Here is a 23,053-nt window from a genome sequence, read left to right as displayed (position 1 = left end):
GGCAGGATAAATTGCGTTAATCGGTTATCCTGCCTGTCGCTCTATAATTGTAAAGATTGTTGAGCATGTGCTACATATTCCTCCGGTACTGCCCGCCTACTTCATACAATGCATTTGATATTTGACCCAGCGAGCAATACTTACAAGCTTCCATCAGGCTTTCAAAAATATTTTCTCCGGCTATGGCGGTCTTTTGCAGGTTTTTCAATAATTGGGGAATCGTGTGCTCATTTCTTTGCTGAAATTTATGCAACGCCTCTATCTGGAATTGTTTTTCTTCTTCAGTAGCCCTGATCACCTCTGATGGCACAATAGTTGGCGATCCATTTTTATTCAGAAAGGTATTTACCCCTACAATAGGGTATTCGCCGGTATGTTTCAGTGTTTCGTAATACAACGACTCTTCCTGTATCTTGCTGCGCTGATACATGGTTTCCATAGCACCTAATACCCCACCCCTGTCGTTTATTGCCTTAAACTCGGTCAATACGGCTTCCTCAACCAAATCAGTAAGTTCCTCAATAATAAAAGCGCCTTGCAAAGGGTTCTCGTTTTTTGCCAAACCCAATTCCCTGTTAATAATAAGCTGGATGGCCATAGCACGGCGAACAGATTCTTCTGTCGGGGTAGTTATTGCCTCATCATACGCATTAGTATGCAATGAATTACAGTTATCATAAATTGCATATAAGGCTTGCAGCGTGGTACGGATATCGTTAAAATCAATCTCCTGTGCATGTAACGACCTGCCGCTGGTTTGAATATGATACTTCAGCTTTTGCGAACGATCATTGCCCTTATATTTATTTTTAACGGCCTTGGCCCAGATGCGCCTTGCCACACGGCCAATTACCGAATATTCCGGATCAATACCATTGCTAAAAAAGAATGACAGGTTTGGCGCAAAATCATCAATATGCATACCCCGGCTCAGGTAATATTCTACATAAGTAAACCCGTTTGATAAGGTGAAAGCTAACTGTGTAACCGGATTGGCCCCCGCTTCGGCAATATGATAGCCGGATATAGAAACCGAATAAAAGTTACGCACCTTTTCATCAATAAAGTATTGCTGAATATCACCCATCATCCGCAGGGCAAACTCGGTTGAAAAGATACAGGTGTTTTGTGCCTGGTCTTCTTTCAAAATATCTGCCTGTACAGTACCCCTTACATTAGCAATGGCATAGGCTTTAATTTTTGCATAAACATCTGCCGCCAGAATCTGATCTCCGGTTAAACCCAGCAGCATTAATCCGAGGCCGCTGTTGCCAGCTGGTAAAGCCTCACCTAAATCCTCTCCTTTGGAGAGGGCCGGGGTCAGGCTTTGATATTTTGGCCTGCTTAATCCTTTATCATCATACACTTCCTTAAACTTTGCTTCAACCAAATGTTCTAAGTGATGCTCAATAATATATTTTTCGCACTGCTGATCAATCGCTGCATTCATAAAAAAGCCAAGCAACATAGGTGCCGGGCCGTTAATAGTCATGGAAACAGAGGTTGATGCGCTGCACAGATCAAAACCGGAATACAGTTTTTTAGCATCATCAAGCGTGGCAATGCTTACCCCTGAATTACCAATTTTACCATAAATATCCGGCCGGGTATGTGGGTCTTCACCATATAGGGTAACAGAATCAAAGGCGGTTGATAAACGGTGAGCGGGTTGCCCTAATGATACATAATGAAACCTTTTGTTAGTCCGCTCGGGGCCGCCCTCACCTGCAAACATCCTGGTTGGGTCTTCACCATCACGCTTCAGCGGAAAAACACCTGAAGTATATGGGAACTCTCCCGGCAGGTTCTCGGTAAGCAGCCAACGTAAAATATCGCCCCATGCCTCATATTTAGGCAATGAAATTTTAGGGATCTGTAACTGCGATAATGAGGTATAATAAAGCGGCTGTTTGATCTCTTTATCGCGCACCTTATAAATAAAATTTTCGGCAGTGTATTGTTTAATGGTATCGGGCCATTGCTTAAGCAGGCGTCTGCATTCGGGGTGTAATTGTTCCTGCAGGTGCTGTTGTATATCCAGTAATGCATCACCTAAATCATTTCCATTGGAGTGGACTTCACCTTGCAAGTCCTTTACTTTATTTTCTTTGGAAAGATCCAGGGTGATGCTCAAGCCATAAAGTTGCTGCGCAATTTTGCACTGCTCATTTACCCAATCTTTATACGCTATGCTGCTTTCGGCAATTTCAGCAAGGTATCGGTTACGGTCGGGGGGAATGATATAGATCTTTTCAGATTCACCCTGTGGCTTTGCTACAATATGCTGCTTGCCTGCTGCCAAATCAACCCCGGTTTTTGCTTTTATGGTTTTCATCAGCGCAGCAAAAAGGGTATTCATTCCCGGATCGTTAAACTGCGATGCCATGGTACCGTAAACCGGGATCTCGTCGTCTTTAGCAGTAAATAGCTGGTGGTTGCGTTTATATTGCTTGCGCACATCGCGGATGGCATCCAATGCGCCGCGTTTATCAAATTTGTTAAGGGCTACAATGTCGGCAAAGTCCAGCATATCAATTTTTTCTAATTGGGTTGCTGCGCCAAATTCGGGGGTCATCACATAAAGCGAAAGATCGCAATAATCAGTTATCATCGTATCCGACTGCCCGATGCCTGATGTTTCAACAATGATCAAATCATATCCGGCTGCCTTGCAGATATCGATGCTTTCCTGCACGTGTTTTGACAGCGCCAGATTAGCCTGCCGCGTTGCCAGCGAACGCATGTACACCCGCGGACTGTTAATCGCAGTCATCCTGATCCTGTCGCCAAGCAAAGCCCCGCCTGTTTTTCTTTTTGAGGGATCTACCGAAATAATGGCCAGCGTTTTATCGGTTTCCATTAAAAACCGGCGAACAAACTCATCAACCAATGATGATTTTCCGGAACCACCTGTACCCGTAATACCCAAAACCGGCACATTGCCGGTACTGATTATTTTATGCACCTCGCTTAAAAAATGATCAGCCTCGGCCGGGTAGTTCTCCACAATACTTATAGCGGTGGCTATCGCCTTTATATCTTTTTGGGGCAGGTGTTTAAGCTCGCCGTTCAGTTTTATTTTATGCTGAAAATCGCATTGCTGCAGCATATCATTGATCATGCCCTGTAAACCCATCGTACGGCCATCATCGGGCGAATAGATCTTTGCTATTCCATAAGCCTGCAGCTCGGCAATTTCATCAGGTAAAAACACACCACCGCCCCCACCGAAAATTTTGATATGGCCGGCGCCGCGCTCTTTCAGCAGATCGTGCATGTATTTAAAATATTCAACATGGCCGCCCTGGTAGCTGGTTAGCGCAATGCCTTGTACATCTTCCTGTATGGCGCAGTTCACCACCTCATCAACTGAGCGGTTATGCCCTAAGTGGATCACCTCGGCTCCCGACGACTGCAAGATCCTGCGCATAATGTTTATGGTAGCATCGTGCCCGTCAAACAGTGAAGCTGCAGTTACAAAACGGATTTTGTAGGTAGATTTATAGGGCGCAATGCTTTCCATGAAGGCTATAATTAGTGGTTACACAAAATTAATATAAATAACAGTTGAAAATACTATGCTTGCATAATAATATGTGCGCAATACAACGCCCAATACTCCTTTGGCATCTGCCATTCTCCTCTGTTTTGTAAATGTGGATACGCTAATATATGCTTAAACGGCACATTTTCTATCCCACATCAAAAAACCTTATCTTTGCAGCAAATGCAGGCAACAGAAACAGCAGTTTGGGAAAAGGGATATAATAACTACGGGCCCTGGCTTAAAGAGAAGTACAAAGGGCACCGGGTGTTTAAAGTGATAGTGGATGGCGGTTTTACCTGCCCCAACCGCGATGGCTCAAAAGGTTATGGCGGCTGTACATATTGTAATGTTGATTCTTTCACTCCCTCTGTATCGCGTAATGCGCCTACCGTACGCGAGCAGGTGATACAAGGCATGGAACGTGCCCGTACGGGTAACAAAGCCGATAAATTTATCATTTACTTTCAGCCTAATACCAATACTTACGCCCCGGCACATTATTTAAAAATGATGTACGACGAAGCCTTGAGCTATGGCACCGAAGATATTGTGGGCCTATCAGTTGGTACGCGCCCGGATTGTATTGATGCCGAGAAAATAGCGTTACTGGAAAGTTACACCGACAGGTTTGATGTGGATTTAGAAATGGGGATGGAATCAATATACAACGATACCCTTGCCCAGATCAACCGTGGCTGCGACCATGAAGAACTTATAAAAGCATTAAAGTTAGTTGAAAACAGCAAGCTTGATGTTTGTGTGCACACCATTTTTGGTTTCCCCTGGGAAACACACGAAATGATGCTTCGCTATGCAGATGAGATCAACCGCTTTCCGCAGATAAAATTTGTAAAATTTCACCACCTGCATATTGTTGAAGGCTCGGTAATGGGTGTAAAATATAAACGCGAACCGTTTAAGGTTTTCACTATTAATGAATATGCCGACTTTTTGTGCGAGTTATTACCACTGGTGCGCCCTGATATTGTTATTCAGCGTCTGTTTGGGCTAAGCGACCGCGAACTGCTGATTGCGCCTAATTGGGGCTTAAAAAAATCAGAGATCCAATACTATATCGACCAGCGCATTTTAAGCAGGGGCGTTGTACAGGGATCTGCTTACAATAAATAATCCTTAAAAGACAAGAGGGGCATAATGTGTATTGTGTCCCTCTTGTCTTTATGTCTGTTAACCCATAAGGATTAATCTTTAAATCTCAACAAGGTTTTTCTGCCTAAATCAAACGTTACCCTAAAGGCTTCCTGGTTACTGGTAAAGCCCGGTGTGCGGTGTATGCTCAGAATGAACTGCCCTTTTATCCTGTCAAACAGGAAAGGCGTAAACATCAGGTCTAAGCGATCATAAAATTTCTTTTCATAAAAGGCATCACCATATTCGGTAGTTGATCCTTGTCCTGCATAAAACTCATCAAAAGCAGCAAAGCGGTGATAACTGATATAAGCACTGGCAACAAAGCCTTTTGGCGTTTTAAAACCATCTAAACCGCGCTCGCGCTGAAATGAAACCATTGCACCCGCTTCAACAGAAAGCGAATCAAAAGTGGTTTGCTTATGGCTAAAATCAAGCCCTAACCTTACCTGCGCGCCACCATTGTCGCCAATATGATCATTCGGCAGCAAGATCTCGGCACCGGCATCGTGCATCATTAATACATAATGCGAAACATAGAACGGACCACTTAATGATGGTTTCCACTTACCCTCAAAGCCGAACAAGAATTGCTCGCGCTGGGTTTGCGTTTGCCTGCTTACCCAGTCAATCCAGCCGGTTTCGGTGAAGTGCTCGTTACGGTAACGGGCCAACAAACCTTCAACATTGGGGCGGTAATAACGCAGGGTATCATTCAGCAATGCACGCGGATAATTATCTATCAAGCCCTCGCGCGGAAACTCACCCGCATTAAACAGCCAGTTATGGCTTTCGTATTTATAGTAAGCAACCGGGTTTACCTTTAAAAAATAGGGGATGGCGCCAAACTCATGGATAGCATTTACACCTACAATAAAGTGATTTAAACTATCTAAGTTAATGCCCAGGTCGAGCACTATACGGGTTCCTGAATAGGTGCGTGAACGCGCCACAAAGTCTTTATACTCGCGGTTATCCAAAAAGCCGAGGGCATTAAAACCAATATCAAGACTTTGCGCCAATGCTGCACTGCTTGTTATTAACGAAAAGAAGATGATGAAGTAAAATTTTTTTATCATGTAGGGTTGGGGTATTTATTTAACTGTTATTTTAATTATCCTGCTGTTTTTACTACCGGGGAATGGATCGGTACGCAATGAAAAGATCAAATCGAAATTCCCTGCTTTCAACGGCGAAGTTACATTAAAAGTATAATGGGTACTTTCACCGGGTTGTAAACTTATTTTTTTGTAAGTATCCTTTGCCTCCTGCACGCTAACCAGTTCATTACCCTTAAAAAAGCAAGCTTCTAACTTAACAGGGTGCAGGTAACCGGTATCGGTAAATTTAATTGGGTAGTGGTAAGGGTTGGTAACCGTAAGATCGAATGTGGTATTACCTGCCACTGTTGTAGTTACTTGCGTTTCGGTGGTTTCAAAATTTACTTTTTGATAGGTTCGCACATCATTAACCCATGCCGTGTACCAGGTACCGGCAGGCATTTTGATGGAATCGGTTGTGAGGCCCTTTACCGGGTAATAGGTAAGGTATAATACTTTTTTATGCTGAATGCTGTCTTCCATCGGCCATATATCAAACTGGGTTAGCCGGTAGTAGCGGGTATCATAAGCAAAGCATTTAAGGCTGTTGGTGTAGTAATTGTATTTTGATGGATTTTGAAAACCCTCGCTCATTACCACATAACTATCACCGGCACGGTGCTTAACCTCTTTGGCCCAATCCTTAAAACCATAATAGCTTTTTAAGTGCCCGTAAGTTTTGGCAAAGCCGAAACCTGCAATTATTATAATGCGCACCACTAAAATGATACTTACGTTAACCACGGCTAAGGGCAGGAACCATTTTGGCCAGCCGCCAAGCTGTTTTAGCTTTATAGTTGCTAACATAACCAGCGGGGCAAACAGGATGAATGTCCACTGCGGCTGTACTTCGCCTTTTACACTGCTGATCAGGAAAAAGATAAATGTACCCACGCAGTTTACCAGCAGGCACCTGATAAATGCATCTTTTATTTTAATGGTAAAAGCCTTGCAGAACAAGAACCAACCCACCAGCGGACCAGCCATTAACAGCTGCCCGGGGATGTAGGAAAAGGTATTTGAAAAGCTGTAAGTATCGGCAGAGCGCTCAAACAAATGGTAATTGATGGATGGGTAACCATGATTGGCCTGCCATAAAATATGCGGAACATATAAGGCTACGGCTAAAACAACTATCCCCCAAAAAGAAACCCTTTTTAGCAGCTTTAAATTAGCCAGCAGTGTAAAGCCTATAACCAATATACCATTGTATTTACTGTACAATAAACAAGCTACCGTAATGCCTAATAATACAGCAAGCCCCCATCTATCTTTTTCAAGATATTGCTGGTATAGGAAGTAGAACAGTACCGTAAAAAAGAACAGCGGTACATCGGGCGTGGTTGTAAATCCATATATATGGAATATAAATATACCCGAGATTACCAGTACAAACGCACGGGCATCAACCTCATATTTTTTGAGGGTAAGCCATAATAACCAGATGGAAGTTGAGCTTGCTAAAACCGTAATAAGCCGCAGACAAAACTCATTGTGCATAATGCTATCCCCTATGCGGATAAACAGGGCCACCATTGGCGGGTGATCAAAATAACCCCAATCCAGGTAGCGGGAGTACATCCAATAATAAGCCTCGTCGCCTTGCAGCTCTAAAGTATAAGCCTGTATGGCATTCAGTATCGTCCACGCTAAAAGAAAATAAAAAATGATCTTATTGTACTTTGATGAATTGCTGATGGAGATACCCGACATTATTATTTAAATAGCAAAATGCGCTGTAAAGGTATAATAAAAGCGAATAAGGAAAAAAGCACATTGCATGGTAGTACTATTTTATTTTATCAAATTAGCAGCATGATAAGCAAGTCTATTAATACCATCAAAACCTTAAGAATCAACCTTATTAAAATGATTGAGGGGTTAAGCACTGAACAGTTTAATGAGATACCCGCCAATTTTAATAATAACATAATTTGGAATGTGGCCCATTTAATTGCAGCCCAGGAAGCGATATGCTACATCCGTTCGGGATTGCCAACCAGTGCAGAGCAGAGCTTTGTGGCAACCTATAAGCCAGGTACCAGACCAGAAGGCTTTGTTAATGAAATTGAGATTGAAAAAATAAAAACACTCCTGCTTACTTCTGTCGATCAGTTAGCAAACGATTATGATAGCGGCCTTTTTAAACAATACACTGCTGTAACCACACGCTATGGGGTTGAGTTAACGAGTGTTGAAGATGCCATTGAGTTTTTACCTTTTCACGAAGGATTTCACATGGGATATATTGCTGCCTTAAAAAGAAGCATTGTACAGACTGCATAAAAAATTACTGAATTAGCTCTTTTACAAATTTTACTATCTTTAATACTTCAATCACAATCAGCTTTGAAGCCTAAAGACGATAGATACATCTTAAAAGCTATAATCAGGGTATCCCGCTATATCATCATTATTAGCATGATAGCGGTTGTCTGCCTTTTCCTGTTAATCATATCCCTGTTTAATAATTCACCGCCGGCAACGGCTATAGTCCCGGAAAATCAAACGGCAAATCATCAAACTGTTATTGCAAAAGCAGTAAATACAAACCCGGTTGCAGATATATGGAAGGCCCCGGATGTAGCTACCATTCCGAAAGGCAAAACCGGCGACATGATTCGCTACGGAAGAGAACTTTTAGCGCATACCGCAAACTACCTGGGCCCAAAAGGAAGCATTGCCTATTTCTCCAACGGGATGAATTGCCAAAACTGTCACCTAGATGGCGGCAGCAGGATCTTCGGGAATAATTATGCGGGTTTTATAGCAAGCTACCCAAAAATGAGTAACCGCAGCGGCAAGGTTGAACCTGCATCAGAACGCATTGCCGAATGTTTTGAGCGCAGTTTAGCCGGCAGATCACCTGATACCAATGGCCGGGAAATACAAGCCATGCTCGCTTACATGAAGTGGCTGGGCCAAAACGTAAAGAAAGGTAAGCCCTTGTATGGTACCGCAACAGAAAAGCTCCCCTATTTAAACTATGCTGCCGATCCGCTTAAAGGGAAAGCAGTATATGTTTCTATGTGTAAAAAGTGCCATGGCGCAAATGGCGAAGGGTTATTGGCAGCAGATAAAAGTTCTTATATCTATCCACCGTTATGGGGCAATCATAGCTATAATGATGGTGCGGGGATGTACCGGCTTGGTAATTTTGCAGGTTTTGTGAAAGATAATATGCCTTTTGGCGCTACCTACCAAAATCCGCAATTAACCAACGAACAGGCGTGGAACGTTGCCGCCTTTGTAAATTCGCAGCCACGCCCGCACAGGGATCAGCATAACGACTGGCAAAATTTAAAGAATAAACCTATAGACGCTCCATTTGGCCCCTATGCAGATAAGTTTAGCCAGCAGCAGCATAAGTATGGACCATTTAAGCCTATTAAGGATGCGCAAACAGAAACAGCTACTAAAAAATCATAAAAACTTTAACCACCATGAAAACACACCTATCCATTTTAATCGCACTGGCATTATTAGCTTTTGCAAAACCCGTACATGCACAGGCTGATACTACCCTGGCCGGGGCAACGGCTAAACTGAGCCACTATGATGCCCTGTACATTTTAAACTCGGGCGATGACCATAAGATACAGGCGACACTTCATTTTATAGCAAATGCTTTGGAAGACAGGCGCTTAAAAGGGAAACTACATATTGAGTTGATCGCATACTCAACAGGGGTGAATATTTACAAAAAAAGCGGCCCTTACGAAAAGCAATTAAAGGAGCTTTATGACAAAGGTGTTGTTTTTGCCGAATGCAATAATACCGTTGTAGCCATGAACATCAGCAGGAATGATCTGTTTCCGTTTGTTGTGTACGTGCCCAGCGGCAACGGCGAAATAATTTTGAGGCATTACGACGGATGGGCCGTTGTACAGCCCACTGCCTACTAAATATCACTCAATAAAAAACCCGGCTTAAACCGGGTTTTTATATATCTGTATTTTAATACTCTCTTTTATTGAGGAAACCTTAAAAGGCTTACACACCTAATAATAACCTTGCAGGATCTTCCAGCAATTGTTTTACTCTTACCAGGAAGCTAACCGATTCGCGGCCATCAATAATACGGTGATCGTATGATAAGGCAAGATACATCATCGGGCGGATAACTACTTGTCCGTTAACGGCAACCGGGCGCTCAATAATGTTGTGCATACCTAATATAGCTGATTGCGGCGAGTTCAATATCGGGGTTGACATCATTGAACCGAATACACCGCCATTGGTAATGGTAAATGTACCACCTGTCATTTCCTCTAAGGTCAACTTGTTTTCGCGGGCTTTAACGGCAAGTGCAACAACAGCCTTTTCAATTTCGGCAAGGCTCATGCTCTCTGCATTGCGGATAACCGGAACCACCAAACCTTTAGGTGCCGATACAGCGATAGAGATGTCAGCAAAATTACTGTAAACCACTTCTTCGCCTTCTATACGTGCGTTAACAGCCGGCCAGTCTTTCAATGCCTCGCAAACAGCTTTGGTAAAGAACGACATAAAGCCTAAGCCAACACCGTGTTTCTCTTTAAATTTATCTTTGTATTTGCTGCGGATCTCCATTATCGGTGCCATATCCACTTCGTTAAAGGTGGTAAGCATCGCAGTTTCGTTTTTAACCGCTACTAAACGTTTAGCAACAGTTTTACGTAACGACGACATTTTTTCGCGACGATCAGATCTTGCTCCGGTAGGGGCAGCAGCGGCAGCTGGTTTAGGGCTTGGTATTTCGGCTTTTGCAGGTGCAATAGCCTGCTGGGCTTCTTTGCTCACCTGTGGATTTTCAGAAACTTTTTCGGCCAATAAGGCATCTTCTTTAGTGATGCGGCCTGCAACACCTGTTCCGCTTACAGAACCAGCGGCAACACCTTTTTCGGCAAGGATCTTGGCAGCAGCAGGCGATGGAGTGCCTGATGCGTAAGTTGTAGCTTTACCATTTGTTGCCGGGGCAGCATCTGGAGTAGCCGTTGGTGCAGCAGCCGGGGCCGATGCGCCTGCACCTTCAATGGTACAAACAACAGCGCCAATGGCTAAAACATCACCTTCTTTGGCTATAGTTTTTAATACGCCTGCTTTTTCGGCAGTTAATTCAAATGTAGCTTTATCTGATTCCAGTTCGGCAATGGCCTCATCCATAGCAACCGTATCGCCGTCTTTTTTCATCCAGCGTGACAAGGTAACTTCAGTGATTGATTCGCCTACGGTTGGTACTTTTACTTGTAATGATCCGCCTGTAGCAGCAGGTGCAGCATTTACCGGTGTACCGTTAACAGGTGCAGGGGCTGGTGCATTGGCAACAACTTCGGGCTGTGGTTGGGCAGCAGGAGCAGCTTCTGCAACTACCGGTGCAGCACCGCCATCTTCAATGCTGGCTACAACAGCGCCAATTGCAAGGGTATCGCCTTCTTTGGCTACTGTTTTTAAAATACCGGCTTTTTCGGCAGTAAGCTCAAAAGTGGCTTTGTCTGATTCTAATTCGGCAATTACTTCGTCCATCTTAACAACATCGCCATCTTTTTTTAGCCAGGCAGATAAGGTTACTTCGGTAATTGATTCGCCAACCGGCGGAACTTTAATAGTTAAACTCATGGTTGAATTTTGTATTTTTATAAAGGCGCAATATATTGCGCCCCTTTTATGATTATTATTGTTTGTAACTAAAAGCACAAAATCATTGTGCCTTTACAAATCAGTCGGCACCAACATTCGCCATTTTTTCGGTAGTTGCCTTAACGGCAGCCTTTACCTGTTTACCGGCAGGTGCTTCAAATGCTTTTGATACAATGTGCAATTGCTGTGCAGCATGCTGCTTAGCAAAACCTGTAGCGGTACTGCTGCCTTCGTGCCTTGAAATTACGTAAAGGTTTATCACCTTATCGTTATGGAATTTACGGCAAATGTAAGGCCATGCACCCATGTTTTCAGGCTCTTCCTGTACCCATATAAACTCGGTAGCCTTGCTGTATTTTCCTTTTATTTTAAGGATCTGTACAACAGGTGTAGGATATAACTGCTCAATACGTACTATGGCAACATCCTTACGTTTATCAGCCTGTTGTTTTTCAAGCAGATCGTAATAGATCTTACCGGTACAAAGCAATACGCGTTTTACTTTTTTAGGATCTGCGTACTCATCGTCTATCAGCTCATGGAACTTACCGTTGGTAAACTCTTCCAGTTTTGATACACATTTAGGGCTTCGCAGCAAGCTTTTTGGTGTAAAGATGATCAGCGGCTTGCGGAAATCCCTCAGCATCTGTCTTCTTAAAATATGGAAGAAGTTTGCAGGGGTGGTGCAATTTGCAACCTGGATATTGCTATCGGCACAAAGCTCCATAAAACGCTCAATACGCGCTGATGAATGCTCAGGGCCCTGGCCTTCATAACCATGCGGCAATAACATAACCAAACCGTTACCACGCTGCCATTTAGTTTCGGCACTGGCAATGTACTGGTCAACTATGATCTGTGCACCGTTAAAGAAGTCACCAAACTGTGCTTCCCATATAGTTAATGCATTAGGGTTTGCAAGGGCATAGCCATATTCAAAACCTAATACACCATATTCAGATAGTAATGAGTTATAAATGCTCAGCTTGGCTTCGGCATTTATAGTTTCTAATGGTATAAATTCATCTTCCGAATCAACCAGCGTAAGTACTGCATGGCGGTGTGAGAAAGTACCTCTCTTCACATCCTCGCCGCTTAACCTAACCGGGTGCCCGTCTTTCAACAATGAACCGTAGGCTAATAATTCGCCCATTGCCCAGTCAAAAACATGCGTTTGATTTACCATTTTGCCACGCTCTTCAAAAAGCTTTTCTATCTTTTTAAAGAACTCCTTACCCGCAGGTAGTTCGGTTATTTTTTTTCCGATCTCTATCAGTTCGTCCTTAGGTACCGATGTATCTACAGGTGTAAAGAACTCTTTGGTAGTGGCCAGGTGTAAGCCCTGCCATGCACCTTCAAACATCTGGATGGTATCGGTAAATCTGTCTTCCGCTTTTGATTCATCCAGCTTGGTTTGCAGTTCGGCACGGAATTTCTTTTCAAGCTCTAAGGCAAAGTTAGCATCAACGCTGCCTTCGGCCTGTAGCTTTTGCTTATAGATCTCCAGCGGATTTGGATGCGCCTCAATAGCTTTGTACAATAACGGCTGGGTAAATTTTGGTTCATCAGCCTCGTTATGGCCATAACGGCGGTAACATAATATGTCGATAAAAACATCCTCATGAAATACCTGGCGGTACTCCATTGCAAGGTTTACCACATAAGCCAAAGCCTCAACATCATCACCATTTACGTGAAAAACGGGTGATAATACAGTTTTAGCCACATCGGTACAATAAGTACTTGAGCGGGCATCCTTAAAGTTGGTGGTGAAACCTATCTGGTTGTTGATCACTACGTGAATGGTTCCACCGGTACGGTAACCGTCCAGCTTTTCCATCTGTAAAACCTCGTATACTATACCCTGGCCAGCTACAGAAGCATCACCATGTATTAATATAGGGGCTATTTTGGAGTGATCTCCATTATATTTAAAATCAATTTTTGAACGGGTTAAGCCCTCAACAACAGGATCAACCGCTTCCAGGTGCGATGGGTTTGGACAAAGGCTTAAGTGAACCTTTTTACCGCCAGCTGTAACCACATCGGTTGAGTAACCTAAGTGATATTTAACATCGCCGCCAAATGGGGTATCCTCGTCAAAGTTTTTACCTTCAAATTCAGAGAAAACCTCTTTATAAGGTTTCTCCATTATATTGGTAAGCACATTCAGCCTTCCGCGGTGTGCCATACCTATAATAAATTCCTCAATACCTAACTCTGATCCGTTTTGGATAACCGAATCAAGCGCAGGGATCAATGATTCAGCCCCTTCGAGCGAGAAACGTTTTTGACCAAGGAACTTTGTACCTAAAAAGTTTTCAAAAACAACGGCCTCGTTCAGTTTATTCAGCATCAGCTTTTTAGCATCAACAGAAAATGACGGGGTGTTGCGTTTGCTTTCCATCCTATCTTCAAACCATTTGATCTTTATCGGGTTGCGGATGTACCTGTATTCGGCACCTATCGACTGGCAATAAGTATCCTCCAGCAACTGGCGGATGTCGCGCAGCTTGGCGCGGCCTAAACCAACTTCAACACCGGCATTAAATACGGTGTCCATATCGGCTTCGCTTAAACCAAATGTTTCCAGCTCTTTACCCGGAAAATATTTGCGGCGCTCGCGAACAGGGTTTGTTTTGGTAAACAGGTGGCCGCGTGTACGGTAGCCATCTATCATGTTAAGCACATTTATTTCTTTCAGAAAATGATCTGGTGTTTCCACAACAGGGGCAGCGTGTGCCGATGTATCTTTTCCAAAATCAAACCCTTCAAAAAATTTCTGCCAGCCAAAGTCGACAGATTCAGGGTCTTGTTTAAATGCTTCGTATAGGGAATTAATGTATTCAGCGTTCCCGCTGTTTATATAGTTGAGACGATCCATGGGAAACCAATCTTTAAAACGGTACAAAAGTAAGCATATCGGTTTACAAACTTTATAATTTATTGATAAAACTTAACCAACTCTTAATATTGGGTAATATAAGTGCATATAGGGATAAGTTTACGCTATAATTATGCGGCTGTTTTTTCAATTATACTGATAGATAAATATTAAGAAGATTAATTAAGCAGTTTATGCAGAAAGTTGCGCAGGTAGCCTAAACCCTCAAAAATAATTGCAACTGCGCCGATAAGTAAGGTAAATTGCTCGAAAGAGTTCATAATAACTATAGGACGTAATATCCGGAGAAATATTACAATTTAAGCTATTTATTTTATAACCAAACTTCCTGAATATGAAGGATAATCAGCACCCTTTATGGATGGTAACCAAGTATCAATATAATCGTTCTTTAAGTCGGCAGTAGCTAAAGTGGCAATGGTATAACGGCTTTCGCGGGCATCATTAACGCCTGCAACAAATGCCCAGTTGCCCCAGTTACTTGCCGGCGAATAATCTATCAGTTTTTCTTCAAAGTAGGCTGCGCCTTTTTTCCAGTCTACCTTTAGCTCTTTCACCAAAAACAAGGCTGTAATTTGACGGCTATTGCTGCTGATATAGCCTGTTGCATTAAGTTCATGCATAATGGCATCAACTATTGGCACCCCGGTTTGGCCATTTTTCCAGTTTTCAAAAAGCTCATCTTGGTTAGCAGCAAATTCCGAAGGTTCGTCAGCCGCATCACTGGTTATAATAAATTTTTGCCCGTGCTTTTTAAACATGAACCTGAAATAGTCGCGCCATAGCAGATCAAGCAGCAATCCGGTACAGTTAATATTATTTAATTGCTGGTGTTTGGTAACCTCCCAGTAAACCTGCCTCAATGAGATACAGCCAAGTGCTATCCAGGGCGATAATTTGGATGAGTTAGCCGCTTTTTTACCCGAATTAACATTGCAATTGCTTACAAAAAACTTTTCTAACTGCGCTAAAGCTTCGTCCTCGCCACCTATATAACGCCCTGTCGACCGTGGATCATCCAATGGTTCATCAAGGCCCAGTATTTGCAAGGTTGGCAGTTCGCCGGCATCAGTTATTTCGGGGATGGCTATATGATCGGGGGTGGCTATGCAAGGGCGTACATTACTGTCGCGTTCAACCTTCTTTTTAAAAACAGCAAAACTATCCGGTATATCCTTTATCGGGAACGGCAGATCTTCTTTGTGGTATAAAGTATGGCCTATAAAATGCTTAAGGTTCAGCTTTATTTTCCATAAAGCAGTTTCAACCTGTTCTGATATATCGGTTTCTTCGTTTGCTACCTCCCGGTGATGGTATACCTCGTTAACATGGTATTCATCGGCCAGCTGGGGTAATATCTCGGCCGGGTTACCTACACGTATTAATAAGTCGCCACCAATTTTTTGCAGGTTACGGCGCAGATCAGCTACCGACTCCAACAAGAAGCGTGCACGGATGTTCCCCGTTTTTGTGTTACCTGATGGGTTCTGTTTAAAATAAAAAGGGTCAAAACAATAAACCGGCACTATTTTATCAGCTTTACGCATCGCTTCTAACAATATTTCATTATCATGAATACGCAAATCATTTCTAAACCATACCAGTATTACTCTTTCGCTCATAGTTAAACAGAGGGGTGTTGAATTATTAAAGCAGTGTACAAATTTGCAATTTATTTATTTCATACACGCATAGGTAACTATTATTTGACATCCTCTAAACACTTTATTTATTTATTGTGTGAATCAGACACAATTCGTCAGGTTTATTGTTATGATTAACAAGGTTGTAATATCCTAAAAATCTAATCGTTAATTATATAAATGCATGACATTTAGTTAAATGGAATGCGCTAATTTTATACTGTTTAATTAATACGTTTGTTATGGTAAGTATTGAGAGTATCCAGAAAGCTTATATAGATTATGTATTGACTGAAGGCGGACAGCCAAAATCAGTTTACATTTTCGCCAAAAAAAATAAAATCAGCGAAGAAGAGTTTTACAACTTCTTTGGCTCATTTGATGCTATTGAACAAAATATATGGAAAGGCTTTGCCGTAAAAACCATTAGCGAAATAAAATCGCAGGAGGTTTGGAGCCAATACTCCGCTCGTGAAAAAGCCCTATCCTTTTTTTACAGCTTTTTTGAGCTTTTGAAAGGCAGCCGCAGCTTTGTGGTTTACAGCGTTAAAAAGCAACCCAAATCATTCAGCACACCCAAAGTATTTCAGGGTATAAAGGATATTTTTGAAATCTTTTGTAATGACCTGATCACTGAGGGCATTGAATCGAACGAATTATCTGAACGTAAATTTTTCACCAACCGCTACAAGGATGCCCTTTGGGTACAGCTTATTTTTGTGATGAATTTCTGGATCAATGATAATACCGCCGGATTTGAAAAAACAGATGAGGCCATTGAGAAAGGCATCAATGTTACTTTTGATCTTTTCCAGCGGTCGCCTATTGACAACCTGTTTGAATATGGTAAATTTTTAGCCAAAAATGGCGGACTTAAAGAACAGATGGGTTTTGGAAGTAACTAAACATTTTGCCGCCATTTTTGATATGGATGGCACCCTGATAGACAATACCCCTTATCATTTTAAATCGTGGCAGGCGCTGTTTAAAAAATATCATAAAGGCGAACTAACTAAAGAAACCTATTACAACGATATAAGCGGTGTGCCTATAATGGATACCCTAAGTCGGCTTTTTGGCAGTGATCATGACGAAGCGGGCCTTAAAGAACTGCTTAAGGAAAAGGAAGCCTTTTACCGCGAGTTATATGCGCCGCATTTAACCGCAATAAACGGACTTGTAGATTTTTTAACCGGATTGAAAAACGCCGGGATAAAAATGGCAATGGCAACATCTGCAACGGTTGAGGATATTGATTTTATATTGAAGAAGATCCCTATCAGGAAGGATTTTGACGAGATCGTAAATTCGTCGATGGTGAGCAAGCCAAAACCTAATCCTGATATATTTTTAAAAGCAGCAGAAAAGCTGAATACGCCGGCCTCGCAATGTATTGTTTTTGAAGATTCAATTGCAGGCATAAAAGCGGGAAAAAGCGCAGGCATGAAAGTTGTTGCCATTACCACAGGTCATAAAGCAGCCGATTTGCATAATGTAGACCTGATAATTGACGATTACACAACGCTTAACTCACAAAAGCTGGCCGCATTATTTGAAAAAAATTAAGATGAGCGATAACGAACCAAAAGAACAGAACAGCATACCCACATCAAAAGTTGAACGCTCGGCCAAGTTTGTAAAAACCGGGTTCAAAATTGGGGGTAACTACATAAAGCATTATTCAAAAAAGCTCTTTAATCCTGATATGGATAAATCAGAGCTTAACGAAGATAATGCAACAGACATTTATGAATCATTAAGCGAGCTTAAAGGCAGTGCCCTTAAAGTTGCGCAAATGCTCAGCATGGACAAAAACCTGCTGCCGCAGGCTTATACCGATAAGTTTTCACAGTCGCAGTATAACGCACCTCCCCTATCCGGGCCGCTGATTGTGCAAACGTTTAAAAAGTATTTCGGCAAAACACCTGATAAAATTTACGATAAGTTTAACGTACGCTCATCAAACGCGGCATCAATAGGCCAGGTACACCAGGCCGAGCTTGATGGCAAGCTGCTGGCGGTTAAAATTCAATATCCAGGTGTAGGAGATTCAATCTCTTCCGACCTTAAGTTAGTAAAGCCCTTTGCTTTCCGGATGCTGGGCATGAGCGAAAAGGAGCTGGATATTTATATGCGCGAAGTTGAAGAGCGTTTGTTAGAAGAAACCGACTATGAGTTAGAAGTTCGCAGGTCTATTGAGTTTTCAACTGCCTGTGCCAACCTTGATAATGTTGTTTTCCCTAAATACTACCCCGAACTATCGAGCAAACGCATCATCACGATGGATTGGCTGGAGGGCAAACACCTGCGCGAATTTTTGCAGACCAACCCATCGCAGCAATTAAGAAACAAAATTGGCCAGGCCCTTTGGGATTTTTACAATTTTCAGCAGCATGAGCTGCGTGCCGTACATGCCGACCCGCATCCCGGTAATTTTATGGTAATTGACCAGGATAAATTAGGCGTTATTGATTTTGGCTGCATCAAAGAAATGCCCGAAGATTTTTATTATCCGTTTTTCTCGCTTACTTCTACAAGCCTGATGGATAACAAGGAAGAAACGATAAAGGCTTTCCGCCAGTTGGAAATGATCCACCAGAATGATACCCCGGCGCAGATTGAGTTTTATTACAATATGTACAAGCAAATGATAGGCCTGTTTGCCAAACCTTATATAAATGATCATTTTGATTTTGGCGAAACCGCATTTTTTGATGAGCTATACGGCTTTGGCGAAAAGATTGCAAAAATGCCCGAATTTAAACAGGCACGCGGCGTTAAGCATTTTATATATGTAAACCGCACCAACTTTGGCCTGTACAATATATTACACGAGTTAAAGGCCAACGTAAAAACAGATACGTTTAAGCCGCACGTGGTGGAGCAGTTTGCGTAAAAGCCTCACCCTGCCCTCTCCAAAGGAGAGGGTTTTGAATGTTTGTTTGTGAAGGAATTACATTATACATATTAAAACACTCTAACAAATAACCTGTTCTATTGGTATGAAAGTTTTGCTGGCGGGTGCAAATGGTTATATAGGTACAAGGCTTATCCCGGTTTTGCTGGAGAAGGGCCATGATGTGGTTTGCCTTGTGCGCGATAAACGGCGCTTTCACGAAAATAGTGATTACAGCAACCATGTAACCCTTTTAACCGGCGATTTGCTGGATGCTAATAGTATTGAAGCCTTTCCCGAAGATATTGAGGCAGCTTATTACCTGGTTCACTCCATGACCGGGAATAAGGATTTTGCAGATTTGGAAGAAAGCTCTGCCCATAACTTTATCCAGGCACTTGATAAAACCGGCTGCAAACAAACCATATTTTTAAGCGGCATCACTAATGATGATAACCTTTCAACACACCTTAAATCGCGCAGGCATGTTGAGGATGTATTAAAGGAAGGCAAGGCAGCTTTAACCGTATTGCGGGCATCTATTATTATAGGTTCGGGCAGCTCATCTTTCGAGATCATTCGCGACCTGACCGAAAAGCTACCCATCATGACCGTTCCGCGCTGGGTAAATACCAAATGCCAGCCCATAGCCATCAGGGATGTACTGGGCTACCTGGAAAGTGTGCTGCTCAATAAAAAAGCCTTTAACAAAACCTTTGATATTGGCGGACCTGATATTTTAACCTTTAAACAAATGATGCTTACTTATGCCAAGGTGCGTAAGTTAAAAAGGCACATTATCACCCTACCATTCTTATCACCCAAAATATCATCGTACTGGCTTTATTTTGTTACCTCAACAAGCTACTCGCTGGCCCAAAGCCTGGTAGATAGCATGAAGAATGAAACCATTGTAAAAGATGATGCCATTAAAAAAATTGCACCGCGTGAGTGCTTAACCTACGAGGAAGCCTTAGACCTTGCTTTCATCAAAATAGAACAAAACTCCATAGTTTCCAGCTGGAAAGATGCCCTTAACCGCGGCTATCTGAAACCCGGCTTTATGGATCAGTTTAAAGTACCGCAAAACGGCACGGTAGAGTACAAGGTAAAAATGCCCTTTAAAACCGATGTTGAAGATGTATTTAATAATATTTGGGCAATTGGCGGCAAGCGCGGCTGGTATTACTGGAACTGGATATGGAGCCTGCGTGGCTTTTTAGATAAAATTGCAGGCGGCGTAGGTTCAAGACGTGGGCGTACCAGCACAAGTAACATATTGCCCGGCGATGCTATTGATTTTTGGCGGGTTTTATTAGCCGATAAGATCAACAAACGCCTGTTACTGTATGCCGAAATGAAACTCCCCGGTGAAGCCTGGCTGGAGTTTAAGATAATTGAACGGCATGGCGAAAAATTTTTAAGCCAGATAGCAACCTTCAGGCCTAAAGGTTTGTGGGGGCGGTTATACTGGGCAGCCATGTATCCTTTCCATATTTTTATTTTTAAAGGGATGGCCGAGCAGATAACCCGGTACAAAGTTTCGGCATAAGTTAACTGCCTGCACTATTGTATACTTAGTGTTTTCTCTGCATATTCACAGATCAAATCAATAACCTTATGTTCCTTAAAAATACTTTTGTACACCATGTTCATTTCTGGCTTAAGAATAAAGCCGATAAGCAACAGCTGATTGACGGATTAAATACATTGATACCTATTACACATATCCGCGATATGCATATCGGTGTACCTGCCGATACCCACCGCGATGTGGTTGACCGGTCGTACGACGTATCACTACTGCTACTTTTCAATTCGGCCGAGGAGGAAGAAGCGTATCAGGTTGACCCAACCCATCACAACTTTGCCGAAAACTTTGCTAAACCTCTTTGCAGCAAAGTTGTTGTTCAGGATAGCGTAAATATTTAACGGCCTTTGCCTGCGGATCACCAACTGTACATTTGCATTACTATGAAATCTTCAAACAAACACATCCTGCTAACAGGGGGCACCGGCCTGATTGGCCGTAACCTTACTAAACAATTAATTAGCAAGGGCTATGAAGTTAGCCATTTAAGCCGTTCGCCAGGACATGATCCGGGGGTGAATACCTTTTTATGGGATGTGGAAAAAGGCACCATAGATGCGCGTTGTATTGATGGGGTTGATATAATAGTACACCTTGCCGGTGCAGGCATTGCAGATAAACGGTGGACCGATAAACGTAAAAAGGAACTGATAGACAGCCGCACCAAATCAATAGGGCTTATTTACCAGCTAATAGCTAAAAACCCCAACAAGGTAAATTCGGTCATATCGGCATCGGCCATTGGCTATTACAGCGACCGCGGCGACGAATTGCTAACCGAAGAGAGCACTCCCAACAATGATTTTATGGCAAAGTGCTGTGTGGAATGGGAAGCCGCTGTTGATGAAGGCAGCAAGTTCAATTTACGCATAGTAAAATTTCGCACCGGTGTGGTGCTTGATAATGGCGGAGCGCTGGCACAATTAGCCGTACCTGTAAAATTATTTGTAGGCTCGCCTATTGGCAATGGCAAACAATGGGTACCATGGATACATTGGCAGGATGTTATTGATATGTACCTGCATGCTATTGAAAACACTGATTTTACCGGGGTTTACAACATGGTATCGCCCAACCCGGTAACCAATAAGCAGCTTACGCAGGCTGTTGCCAAACAATTACATAAGCCCCTGTGGGCACCCAACGTACCCGCTTTTGTTTTAAAACTTTTAATGGGCGAAATGAGCACCGTAGTTTTAGGCAGCACAAAAGTTTCGGCACAAAAAATTGAAGATGCCGGGTTTAAATTTAAGTACCCCGATATTGCCCCGGCCCTAAAAGAAATTTATGAGTAACAAAACCTCCGTTTCTGTATTCTGGTTCAGGCGCGATCTGCGTTTGGATGATAATGCAGGTTTATACCATGCCCTAAAAAGTGAATACCCGGTATTACCCATTTTTATATTCGACAAAGAGATCCTTGATAAATTAGCCGATAAGGATGATGCACGGGTAACCTTCATCTATCAAACTATTGAGCACATTGATAAAGAGCTGCACACGCATGGCAGCAGCTTACAGGTATATTATGACAAGCCCGAAAATGCCTGGGAAAAACTGTTAAAAGAATATGATGTTAAGCAGGTATTTACCAATCACGATTATGAGCCTTATGCTAAAACACGTGATGAAAAAGTAGGCAAATATCTGCAAAAACAAAACATCAGCCTTAATACCTATAAGGATCAGGTAATATTTGAAAAGGACGAGGTAATAAAAGACGATGGCAAACCTTATACCGTTTATACACCCTATCAGCGTAAATGGTACCAGGCATTAAAACCGTTTTACTTAAAGGCCTATCCCAATAAAAAATACTTTAAAAACTTTTTTAAAACCAACCCTTTACCTATCCCATCATTAAAACAAATGGGGTTTGAAAAAAGTGAGGCCGAGTTCCCGAAGGTTCATTATAAAGAGCTGATTGCCGAGTATCCCGAAAAAAGAGATTTCCCGGCAATAAAAGGGACTTCGCACATTGGCTTGCACCTTAGGTTTGGGACGGTAAGTATCCGCGAGCTGGCTGCCACGGCCAACACCTTCAGTCAAAAAACATGGCTCAACGAACTGATATGGCGCGAATTTTATATGATGATACTGCATCATTTTCCGCATACGGCCACCAACTCCTTCCGCCCGGAATACGACCGGATCAAATGGGTAAACAACGAAAAAGAATTTGAAGCCTGGTGCAAAGGCGAAACCGGGTATCCTTTGGTGGATGCAGGTATGCGAGAGTTGAATGCAACTGGTTATATGCACAACCGTGTGCGCATGGTTGTAGCCAGCTTTTTAAGTAAGGACCTTTTAATAGACTGGCGCTGGGGCGAGCGTTATTTTGCAGCAAAGCTGCTTGATTATGAAATGGCCAGCAATGTTGGCGGCTGGCAATGGTCTGCCGGATCAGGTACAGATGCGGCACCCTATTTCAGGATCTTTAATCCTGATTCGCAGCTTAAAAAGTTTGACCCGGAATTTAAGTACATAAAAAAATGGGTTCCGGAATATGCTGACTTCAGCAAGTATCCAAAACCCATTGTTGATCACGCTTTTGCCCGCGACCGTTGTTTAAAAGCTTTTAAAGAGGCTTTAAGTAAATAGTT

The 23,053-nt window shown here is 42.6% G+C and carries 17 protein-coding genes; 11 read left to right on the top strand and 6 right to left on the bottom strand.

What is annotated here, in order from left to right:
• Positions 1 to 70 precede the first annotated feature (70 nt).
• Positions 71 to 3,523 (bottom strand): methylmalonyl-CoA mutase family protein, encoded by a 3,453-nt coding sequence (locus ACQY4U_RS07470; protein WP_428328766.1) that lies wholly within the window; start codon positions 3,521 to 3,523, stop codon positions 71 to 73.
• Between the two features lie 204 nt (positions 3,524 to 3,727).
• Between ACQY4U_RS07470 and ACQY4U_RS07465 the strand changes: the two genes are divergently transcribed.
• On the top strand, positions 3,728 to 4,678 hold the full coding sequence (locus tag ACQY4U_RS07465; RefSeq protein ID WP_428328765.1) for a TIGR01212 family radical SAM protein: 951 nt from the start codon (positions 3,728 to 3,730) through the stop codon (positions 4,676 to 4,678).
• 71 nt (positions 4,679 to 4,749) lie between these two features.
• Here the strand turns inward: ACQY4U_RS07465 and ACQY4U_RS07460 are convergent, their stop codons facing one another.
• Both ACQY4U_RS07460 and ACQY4U_RS07455 read right to left on the bottom strand, forming a co-directional pair.
• The gene (locus ACQY4U_RS07460; protein WP_428328764.1) at positions 4,750 to 5,775 is read right to left on the bottom strand and encodes a hypothetical protein; all 1,026 of its coding nucleotides are present in this window, start codon (positions 5,773 to 5,775) and stop codon (positions 4,750 to 4,752) included.
• Positions 5,776 to 5,790: 15 nt separating this feature from the next.
• Positions 5,791 to 7,509, bottom strand: a complete 1,719-nt coding sequence (locus tag ACQY4U_RS07455; RefSeq protein WP_428328763.1) for an ArnT family glycosyltransferase — start codon at positions 7,507 to 7,509, stop codon at positions 5,791 to 5,793.
• A 102-nt stretch (positions 7,510 to 7,611) separates the two neighbouring features.
• Here ACQY4U_RS07455 and ACQY4U_RS07450 point away from each other — a divergent pair, with 102 nt between their 5' ends.
• From ACQY4U_RS07450 to ACQY4U_RS07440, 3 genes are all read left to right on the top strand, one after another.
• Positions 7,612 to 8,082 (top strand): DinB family protein, encoded by a 471-nt coding sequence (locus ACQY4U_RS07450; RefSeq protein WP_428328762.1) that lies wholly within the window; start codon positions 7,612 to 7,614, stop codon positions 8,080 to 8,082.
• 63 nt (positions 8,083 to 8,145) lie between these two features.
• Positions 8,146 to 9,225: a c-type cytochrome gene (locus ACQY4U_RS07445; protein WP_428328761.1), complete on the top strand. Its 1,080-nt coding sequence runs from the start codon at positions 8,146 to 8,148 to the stop codon at positions 9,223 to 9,225.
• 14 nt (positions 9,226 to 9,239) lie between these two features.
• Positions 9,240 to 9,701, top strand: coding sequence for a DsrE family protein (locus ACQY4U_RS07440; RefSeq protein WP_428328760.1), 462 nt, complete (start codon positions 9,240 to 9,242; stop codon positions 9,699 to 9,701).
• Positions 9,702 to 9,789: 88 nt separating this feature from the next.
• Here the strand turns inward: ACQY4U_RS07440 and odhB are convergent, their stop codons facing one another.
• The 3 genes from odhB to ACQY4U_RS07425 all read right to left on the bottom strand — a co-directional run bounded on the left by odhB (position 9,790) and on the right by ACQY4U_RS07425 (position 15,942).
• Positions 9,790 to 11,394 (bottom strand): 2-oxoglutarate dehydrogenase complex dihydrolipoyllysine-residue succinyltransferase, encoded by a 1,605-nt coding sequence (gene odhB / locus ACQY4U_RS07435; protein WP_428328759.1) that lies wholly within the window; start codon positions 11,392 to 11,394, stop codon positions 9,790 to 9,792.
• A 100-nt stretch (positions 11,395 to 11,494) separates the two neighbouring features.
• Positions 11,495 to 14,299 (bottom strand): 2-oxoglutarate dehydrogenase E1 component, encoded by a 2,805-nt coding sequence (locus ACQY4U_RS07430; protein WP_428328758.1) that lies wholly within the window; start codon positions 14,297 to 14,299, stop codon positions 11,495 to 11,497.
• 329 nt (positions 14,300 to 14,628) lie between these two features.
• A complete protein-coding gene (locus ACQY4U_RS07425) occupies positions 14,629 to 15,942 on the bottom strand; it encodes a DASH family cryptochrome (RefSeq protein ID WP_428328757.1) in 1,314 nt (437 codons plus the stop codon).
• A gap of 263 nt (positions 15,943 to 16,205) precedes the next feature.
• On the opposite strand from ACQY4U_RS07425, the gene ACQY4U_RS07420 reads away from it, so the two are divergent.
• From ACQY4U_RS07420 to ACQY4U_RS07390, 7 genes are all read left to right on the top strand, one after another.
• On the top strand, positions 16,206 to 16,868 hold the full coding sequence (locus ACQY4U_RS07420) for a TetR family transcriptional regulator C-terminal domain-containing protein (RefSeq protein WP_428328756.1): 663 nt from the start codon (positions 16,206 to 16,208) through the stop codon (positions 16,866 to 16,868).
• Entirely contained in the window at positions 16,828 to 17,529 is a 702-nt protein-coding gene (locus ACQY4U_RS07415) for an HAD family hydrolase (RefSeq protein ID WP_428328755.1), read from the top strand. Before ACQY4U_RS07420 ends, ACQY4U_RS07415 begins: the two co-directional genes overlap by 41 nt.
• Before the next feature lies 1 nt (position 17,530).
• Complete coding sequence (locus tag ACQY4U_RS07410; protein ID WP_428328754.1) at positions 17,531 to 18,859, top strand: ABC1 kinase family protein; 1,329 nt, start codon at positions 17,531 to 17,533, stop codon at positions 18,857 to 18,859.
• A gap of 106 nt (positions 18,860 to 18,965) precedes the next feature.
• Positions 18,966 to 20,411, top strand: coding sequence for an SDR family oxidoreductase (locus ACQY4U_RS07405; protein WP_428328753.1), 1,446 nt, complete (start codon positions 18,966 to 18,968; stop codon positions 20,409 to 20,411).
• A 68-nt stretch (positions 20,412 to 20,479) separates the two neighbouring features.
• Positions 20,480 to 20,791 (top strand): Dabb family protein, encoded by a 312-nt coding sequence (locus ACQY4U_RS07400; RefSeq protein ID WP_428328752.1) that lies wholly within the window; start codon positions 20,480 to 20,482, stop codon positions 20,789 to 20,791.
• Positions 20,792 to 20,833: 42 nt separating this feature from the next.
• Positions 20,834 to 21,745, top strand: a complete 912-nt coding sequence (locus ACQY4U_RS07395) for a TIGR01777 family oxidoreductase (RefSeq protein WP_428328751.1) — start codon at positions 20,834 to 20,836, stop codon at positions 21,743 to 21,745.
• Positions 21,738 to 23,051: a cryptochrome/photolyase family protein gene (locus ACQY4U_RS07390; protein WP_428328750.1), complete on the top strand. Its 1,314-nt coding sequence runs from the start codon at positions 21,738 to 21,740 to the stop codon at positions 23,049 to 23,051. The genes ACQY4U_RS07395 and ACQY4U_RS07390 overlap by 8 nt, the downstream gene beginning before the upstream one ends.
• The last annotated feature ends 2 nt before the right edge of the window (positions 23,052 to 23,053 follow it).

The organism is Mucilaginibacter sp. (assembly GCF_965277465.1).
Taxonomy (GTDB): domain Bacteria; phylum Bacteroidota; class Bacteroidia; order Sphingobacteriales; family Sphingobacteriaceae; genus Mucilaginibacter.
The sequence above is the reverse complement of the archived record's forward strand: the minus strand, read 5'-3'. Positions and strand labels throughout refer to the sequence as shown.